Consider the following 7,978-nt stretch of genomic DNA (forward strand, 5'->3'; position numbering starts at 1 on the left):
CTGCCTTTCGAGAGTGGATTTTAGGTCAGGTGGAAGAAGAACAAAATGACATTTAGCACCCAACTTGATGAAGCCATCCGCCCTCAAGGGCTGTTCATTTTCGCCCATGGTGCGGGGGCTGGCATGGCGTCGGAATTCATGGCCGATATGGCATCTCGGATATGTGCTAAAGGGATCAGCGTACTGCGTTTTAATTTTCCTTATATGCAAACCATATCGGACACAGGAAAACGTCGACCGCCGGATAAAATCGATAAATTGCTGGCCCATTACCTTGCGCTCGTTAGCGATGTTAGAAGCCGTTATTCAGGGCCTTTGATTATTGGCGGTAAATCCATGGGCGGCCGGGTGGCTACCATGGTGCTAAATCAATGCCAAGCAGATGCTGCCTTAGTGTTCGGCTATCCGTTTCATCCTCCTGGGAAGCCTGAAAAACTAAGAACAGACCATTTACGGGTGTTGCACAAACCCGTTTGTATTGTGCAGGGGGAAAGAGACACCTTTGGCCAGAAAGACGAGGTCATGGGATACGATTTACCGCCCCATGTTCAGCTAAATTTTTTACCAGATGGGGATCACAGCCTTAAGCCTCGTAAAGCCAGCGGCTTTACGTTGGACAGCCATTTGCAAACCGCCGCAATGGTAGGCAGTGAATTCATCCGTACATTGGAGACCTAAATGAAATCCTTTGCCATTCTTGGCGCCGTGGCTGCATTGTTGGCGGTTATTTTTGGCGCATTGGGCGCCCATGCATTAAAAGAGATCTTATCCGCTTCTCAATTAAGTGCCTTTCATACTGCGGTGAGCTATCAAATGTATCATGGACTGGCGTTACTGATATTGGCGCTCACCCCTAAGTTAGTGCCGTTAAAATGGGCCAAGATAGCCGGGTATTTTTTTGTGGCCGGTATCCTTTTATTTAGTGGCAGCATTTATTTATTAACCTTAGCCAACTGGTTTGTTGTTGGCCCGTTAACACCCATTGGCGGCCTGTGTTTTATGGTGGGATGGGGCTGTCTTATTGTCGGCCTGGTAAAGGGCACAACCAATGAATAGTTTGCTGGCGTATTGTCGCCCTGGATATGAAGGGGATGTGGCGGCGGAATTAACCCAATGTTGTGCTGAGTTGCAGGTTTACGGTTATCCGGTGTTTAATCGTGCCCAGGGATTTGTTGTTTTTCATTGCAACGAAGAGGGAGATGCGGAAACCGTTGGTCAACAATTGGCGGTGTCGCAAACGATCTTTGCCCGCCAAATTATTGTGATCACCCATTATCTTGATGACTTAGAAAAAAAAGACAGATTGGGCCCTATCCTTCACGCCATTGAGGCGTCAGACAGTGACGAGCATACCAATACGTTATTATATGTTGAACATGCGGATACGGAAGCGGGTAAGGAATTGGCCAAATTCTGTCGTAAGTTTACCGTGCCTTTAAGACAGGGGTTGCGTAACTCGGGTCGTCTGACTTACAAAGAGAAACCCCATGGTCGAGGGATCCACCTTTTCTTCACCGATTATGATAAATGCTACGTTGGGCATTCTTATGGTAAACAAAGAAGTGCTTTTGCTAGCGGTGTTTGTCGCTTAAAGTTTCCCAGTGGCGCACCTAGTCGTTCAACGTTAAAGCTGGAAGAAGCTATTCTTACCATGCTTACTGAAAGTCAGCGGCAACGTATTTTCAGGGAGGGGGGCACGGCAGTGGATTTAGGCGCCTGTCCTGGCGGCTGGACGTATCAACTAGTAAAAAGAGAGTTGTCTGTTGAGGCCATCGATAATGGTTTAATTGATGAGCATTTAATGGCTACGGGACTGGTAAATCACTATGCTGAAGATGGATTTACTTATAGACCAAAATTTGGCCGTGTAGATTTGCTAGTCTGTGATATGATAGAGCGCCCCGACAGGGTGGCGGCACTGATGAGCGACTGGTTACATAAAGGCTGGGCTGATCACGCCATATTTAACCTGAAACTGCCAATGAAGAAACGCTATGAAACAGTGGTGGCTGCTCTGGGTGAAATAAAAACGCGATTAGGAAAGGCGCAGCATGATTATATGATTAATGTGCGGCATCTTTATCATGATCGCGATGAAGTTACCGTTACTGTAATAAAAGATTAATTCCTTTTTAGTAATTGTAACTTTATGATTTAAAAGAAAAAATAGAAGGCTTGGCGCGGAACAGCTGAATAAGTTTTAGACTTTTTTCACAAAGGGCTGTAAATCTGGTATTAAAATCCTTTATAATCCCGCCGTTTTTTTACTCTGAACCAACGAAAGTGAACTAATGTCAGACTTATCTCATTACAGAAACATTGGTATTTTTGCTCACGTAGACGCGGGCAAAACCACCACTACAGAACGTATTTTGAAACTCACCGGTAAGATCCACAAAACAGGTGAAGTACACGACGGTGAGTCAACGACTGACTTCATGGAACAGGAAGCTGAGCGTGGTATTACCATTCAGTCAGCAGCAACAACCTGTTTCTGGAAAGATCATCGTATGAATATCATCGATACCCCAGGACACGTTGACTTCACAGTTGAAGTATACCGTTCATTGAAAGTACTTGACGGTGGTATTGGTGTATTTTGTGGTTCTGGCGGTGTTGAACCTCAGTCAGAAACTAACTGGCGTTATGCTAACGAATCAGAAGTTGCCCGTTTGATCTTTGTGAACAAACTTGACCGTATGGGTGCTGATTTTTACCGTGTTGTGGGCCAAGTGAAAAAAGTACTTGGTGCAAATCCTCTGGTTATGACCTTACCAATCGGTATCGAAGATGACTTCGTCGGTGTGGTAGACGTACTTGAGCAAAAAGCTTATGTATGGGATGACACCGGTTTACCAGAAAACTATGAAATTCAGGACGTGCCTGCCGATATGGTAGACAAGGTTGCTGAGTACCGTGAACAGTTGATCGAATCTGCTGTTGAAATGGATGACGACCTGATGATGGCTTATATGGACGGTGAAGAGCCTTCTATCGAAGACATCAAGCGTTGTATCCGTAAAGGTACTAAAGACATGACGTTCTTCCCAACGTTCTGTGGTTCGGCCTTTAAAAACAAAGGTATGCAGTTAGTGCTGGATGCTGTTGTTGATTATTTGCCAAGCCCAACTGAAGTTGATCCTCAGCCATTAACGGATCCAGACACAGGTGAAGCGACGGGTGAAGTTGCTGTGGTTTCTACCGACGAACCTTTCCGTGCACTGGCATTCAAAATTATGGATGACCGCTTTGGTGCCCTAACCTTTATTCGTATTTACTCTGGTAAACTGAACAAAGGTGACACCATCCTTAACAGTGCAACAGGTAAAACTGAGCGTATTGGCCGTATGGTTGAAATGCACGCTGATGAACGTACAGAACTTACCAGTGCACAAGCTGGTGATATTCTTGCTGTTGTGGGTATGAAGAACGTTCAAACGGGCCACACATTGTGTGATCCTAAGCACGAGTGTACGCTTGAGCCTATGATTTTCCCTGAGCCAGTAATCTCTATCGCTGTTAAGCCTAAAGATAAAGGCGCTAACGAGAAGATGGGTATCGCAATCGGTAAATTGGTTGCAGAAGATCCGTCTTTCCAAGTTGAAACTGACGAAGATTCTGGTGAGACCATCCTTAAAGGTATGGGTGAACTTCACTTGGATATCAAAGTTGATATCTTGAAGCGTACTTACGGGGTAGAACTTGAAGTCGGTCAACCTCAGGTTGCTTACCGTGAAACGATCACTCAAGCCGTTGAAGACAGCTATACCCATAAGAAGCAGTCTGGTGGTTCTGGTCAGTTCGGTAAGATCGATTACCGTATCAAGCCAGGTGAAGTGAATTCAGGCTTCACGTTCACATCAACGGTTGTTGGTGGTAACGTTCCTAAAGAATTCTTCCCAGCTATCGAAAAAGGTTTTGCTAGCATGATGCAACAGGGACCGCTTGCGGGTTACCCAGTGCTTGATGTTGAAGTTGAGTTATACGATGGTGGTTTCCACGCCGTTGACTCCTCAGCCGTAGCCTTTGAAATTGCAGCGAAAGGTGCATATCGTCAGTCTATGCCTAAAGCCGGTCCTCAGATCCTTGAGCCAGTGATGAAGGTTGACGTATTTACACCAGAAGATCACGTTGGTGATGTTATCGGTGACCTTAACCGTCGTCGTGGTATGATCAAAGATCAGGAAGCGGGCACTACCGGTGTACGTATTAAGGCAGATGTACCTCTTTCCGAAATGTTCGGTTACATCGGTCAACTACGTACAATGACCTCTGGTCGTGGTCAGTTCTCTATGGAGTTCAGCCACTACTCAGCGTGTCCTCAAAACGTAGCTGAAAAAGTTATCGAAGAAGCGAAGGCCCGTAAAGCCGCGAAATAATTCGTCTTATTCGACTAAAAACCCGCCATTTGGCGGGTTTTTTTATACCTGATAAAAATATGGCAAAACAGCAATTAGGGTCTGCTTAATCAAAGGCGATCATGCCCTTAACGGTTGGTGTTTCTTAATGGCTGTTTTCAGTTGCGCCAGATTGTCCTTGGCGATTGCCTGCGGCGGAGGTGCGCCATATTCTCTATGTTCAAAATATTGGGTAATGGCGAAAAAGCGACGACCAATAGGTTCAGGAAGTGTCGCCTCGATAGCCTGATAATAGCGTCTTGCACTTTTTTCTTCACGGGGTATGCCGGTAAAACCTTCAATGAGCTTAACAGCGGCAAGGTAAACTTTCTGATGCTCGGCTAAAGGTATAGGTCGCCACCTTGGCATAAAATAAAGGGTGAGCAAGCCAACAATAAGCAAAATGATACCGCCGCCAAGTAGGGCAATGCGAAGGGGCGATAGCTTGCCGAGTATGTGTTTAAAAATATCTGTCTGACGTTCTTCGTTAAACCCAAGAAACCATCGACTCCACATATAATCCATTTTGGCACCGAATGCCGTCAAATACGCAAATATCCCTTGGTGGGATAACCCGCTAAATGGGTTTTCGCCAATGAGTTCACCGGAGTAACGGGCCGCGTGTTCAAAACCGCCATTAATGCGAGTAGGCGCCACCATGGTGGTGGGATCAAATTGTTGCCATCCGTTTTCATCCAGCCAAGCTTCTACCCAAGCATGGGCATCGTATTGATAGATAGATAAGGTATCGTCATTAAGTGGCGTACCACCTTGATAGCCCGTGACGATCCGTGCAGGAATACCCGCCAAACGAAATGCGTAGGCCATGGCGCTAGCGTAATGGGCACAAAAGCCGGATTTATAGGTGAATAAAAAATTGTCCACCGGATCTGAAGTCATGGCTGGCGGAGTAAGGGTATATTCAAACCCCGAGTTACCAAAATACATCATCAGGGCTCGGGCAAAGTCCCGGTTGTTTTGATATTTTTGGCGAAGCTCTTGTACCCATTGTACCGTTTCCGGATTACCGTCTTTAGGGAGCTGTAAATTTACCTGCTGATCTAAGGACCCAAGTCCCTGATTTCGTATTGTCTGCGGGTATGAGGTAAGGGCATAGGCATAACGACTAAAAATGGGTTTGCGGTTAGTTAATTGGTAATCCCATCCCTGCCAAATAGACTGGGCGTAACTGCTGTCGGCGGATATGGCGGTATCCAGCCCCACTAGCCAGTGTTTTTGTGTGGGTTCTAAAATAATTTCATAAGATATGGCTGGGCCTTGGGTGTGGGGTGTAAACAGGCGATTCATTTGCTGAAGTTGACGCCTCGCATGGCGTCGGGTGTCACTCACCGTCCAGCTCTTACCGTTAAATTGCTCAAGGGAAAACGCCCGCCAATAACGGGCTTTTGGGGCGGGAAGGGTGTCATCAAAGGTGGCGGTAAAAGCCAGATCATCGGACTTAGTGAGTTTGGCAATATCACCGGGTGTCATGGTTTCTGACAGACCGGTTTCTGTTTGTTTGCTTTCCGGCATTTTCCATAATGGAGGAAGCCGGGGCATGAAAATAAACAGCAAGGCGGCAACTGGCAGTGTTTGAAGTAGGAGTACGGCTAATCGTTTTTGCCGGGCTTTAGATGGGGAGAAGGGGCTGTGAGCCGACAATAAGATGTAAAGTAGAAAAACGAGGGCCGCCGCATAAAATAAGGAGCGGAATAAGGATTGATATAAAATAAACCCACAGGCCACTAAAAAGGTGCCACAGATAATTAATTGATAAAAATCCCTGCGTAAAGCGATTAGCATCAGTTTCAATGAACACGCCAGCACCAACAAATTAATCATGATGGGGAGCAATGGGAGATCGCCGCTGGTGGTGAGCAAGGCGATGGCTGACAATACCGCTAGCAAATTTACGGTACGTTTGTTCGGTGCGTGTTTATTCTGGCCAAAATATAACGACAGACGCACAAGTAGCACACAGCCGCACAATAACAGCACCCAAAAATGCATGTTTGACCACATGGAGGTAGCAATAACTCCATAAAATAGCGTTATCAGCAGGCTAGGTCGGTATCCCTTAACGGGAATATGTTCCAACATCATAGTGTTGTTTCCCGCTTATACAGTGCAAGGGCCGTTAAACAGGCTTCACGATGGGCCTGGGTATTGGCCGGCGCTAGGGTAATTTGATTGAGGCGCAGGCCATAGGTCGCCCCCTTGCTCGCTAAGGTGTCCACTTGCCAACTTAAACGTTTTAACGCTAATTCTGTATCTACACCATGATCGGCAATATTTAAATATCCGCTTTGGGCTTGAGGCGTGCTAAAGACTTTGCTTGTCCAGTCGCCGCCTTTCGCTACTCGTTTCCATGCCACACGGTGTAGCGGATCGGTTTTTTGCCAAGGTTGTAGGGCATAAAAATCATCATTACCCAATGTCACAGATTTTTCTTTACCGCCTTCATCTGGTGATGTTGATAATAAAATGGGGCAAGGCTGTCTTGCAGGGTAAACCACATAGGTTTGATCGAAATCGATGTGTGTCCAACAGCGGATCAGCCCCAGCGGATAGGCAAGATTAAAGGTGACCCGAGGGAGTTTAAATTTTCCCCGTTGTGAGGTGTTCATGGGCAATCGCACCGTCAGGCTGTCCGATTCCAGATCCACTAAGTGTTTTTGACGTGTATTTTGCCAACGCACTTCCAGTAGACCGTAGTGTTGGTTTTGATCCTTATGGACGATATTTATCCGCAAAAGCACCTCTTCGCCAGCAAACACCGGTTTTACGGCAATGGCGTGAAAAGCCAGACCAGAAAAATTTTTATAAGTGGCAAAAAGCGTGATCAACAATAAGCTGGTTAAAAACTGACTCATAAACAACAGTAAATTGTTTTGATAATTAATGGCCAGAATAAAAAGACACAGTGTCATTACAATGTAAAACAGCCCAAAAAGGCCGGGGAAAATAAAAATATTCTTACGGTTTAAGGTATGGGTCTGCTGGGGCAAAATGCGCTTTTGTAACCAGCGTTCGGCAAGGGTGCGCAAAGCGGTACTAAACACCATGCTCAGGCTGCCAGTGGATCAACACTATCTAGCAAACGTTGACTGAGTACGTTCTCTTCTCCCCACTCCTGTTGCACGCCTTTTAAGCGATGTTCGGCAACAGCAGTAAACACCGCTTGCACATCTTCGGGTAACACGTAGTTTCTATCATGCAAAAATGCCCAGGCTTTGGCGGCTCGGAGTAAGGCCTTGCTGGCTCTGGGGGATAGGGGTTGAGGATAGGTCGATTGCTCCCGACTCGCATTTACCAGCTTTAAAATATAATGGATTATGCTATCGCTACAGGTGACGGCTAAAGCTTGGCGCTGGAACTCAATTAAATCTGAGGGCGATATAAAGTCAGCCAGTTTCAGCGGCTTTACCGGTGATTGGGTGAGCATTTGCTTTTCTGCTTCGTAGGACGGGTAACCCAAAGAAATACGCATTAAAAAGCGATCCAGTTGGGATTCTGGAAGTGGATAGGTACCACTTTGATAACTGGGGTTTTGGGTTGCGATAACAAAAAAGGGCGTGGGC

General features: G+C 46.2%; 7 protein-coding genes. 4 read left to right on the top strand and 3 right to left on the bottom strand.

Features of this window, described 5'->3' with window-relative positions:
- Positions 1 to 45 precede the first annotated feature (45 nt).
- From V5298_RS18550 to fusA, 4 genes are all read left to right on the top strand, one after another.
- Positions 46 to 678: an alpha/beta family hydrolase gene (locus V5298_RS18550; RefSeq protein ID WP_332932918.1), complete on the top strand. Its 633-nt coding sequence runs from the start codon at positions 46 to 48 to the stop codon at positions 676 to 678.
- A complete protein-coding gene (locus V5298_RS18555) occupies positions 679 to 1,056 on the top strand; it encodes a DUF423 domain-containing protein (protein WP_332932919.1) in 378 nt (125 codons plus the stop codon).
- On the top strand, positions 1,049 to 2,125 hold the full coding sequence (rlmM, locus tag V5298_RS18560) for a 23S rRNA (cytidine(2498)-2'-O)-methyltransferase RlmM (RefSeq protein WP_332932920.1): 1,077 nt from the start codon (positions 1,049 to 1,051) through the stop codon (positions 2,123 to 2,125). Before V5298_RS18555 ends, rlmM begins: the two co-directional genes overlap by 8 nt.
- Positions 2,126 to 2,291: 166 nt before the next feature.
- The gene (gene fusA / locus V5298_RS18565; RefSeq protein ID WP_332932921.1) at positions 2,292 to 4,379 is read left to right on the top strand and encodes an elongation factor G; all 2,088 of its coding nucleotides are present in this window, start codon (positions 2,292 to 2,294) and stop codon (positions 4,377 to 4,379) included.
- 99 nt (positions 4,380 to 4,478) lie between these two features.
- Here fusA and V5298_RS18570 read toward each other — a convergent pair whose 3' ends face one another.
- From V5298_RS18570 to V5298_RS18580, 3 genes are all read right to left on the bottom strand, one after another.
- A complete protein-coding gene (locus tag V5298_RS18570; RefSeq protein ID WP_332932922.1) occupies positions 4,479 to 6,500 on the bottom strand; it encodes a DUF3488 and transglutaminase-like domain-containing protein in 2,022 nt (673 codons plus the stop codon).
- A complete protein-coding gene (locus V5298_RS18575) occupies positions 6,497 to 7,462 on the bottom strand; it encodes a DUF58 domain-containing protein (RefSeq protein WP_332932923.1) in 966 nt (321 codons plus the stop codon). The genes V5298_RS18570 and V5298_RS18575 overlap by 4 nt, the downstream gene beginning before the upstream one ends.
- A gap of 2 nt (positions 7,463 to 7,464) precedes the next feature.
- Positions 7,465 to 7,978: MoxR family ATPase (locus V5298_RS18580; RefSeq protein ID WP_332932924.1), on the bottom strand; the 514-nt coding region annotated here is incomplete at its 5' end.

The organism is Alteromonas sp. 14N.309.X.WAT.G.H12 (assembly GCF_036697315.1).
Lineage (GTDB): Bacteria > Pseudomonadota > Gammaproteobacteria > Enterobacterales > Alteromonadaceae > Alteromonas.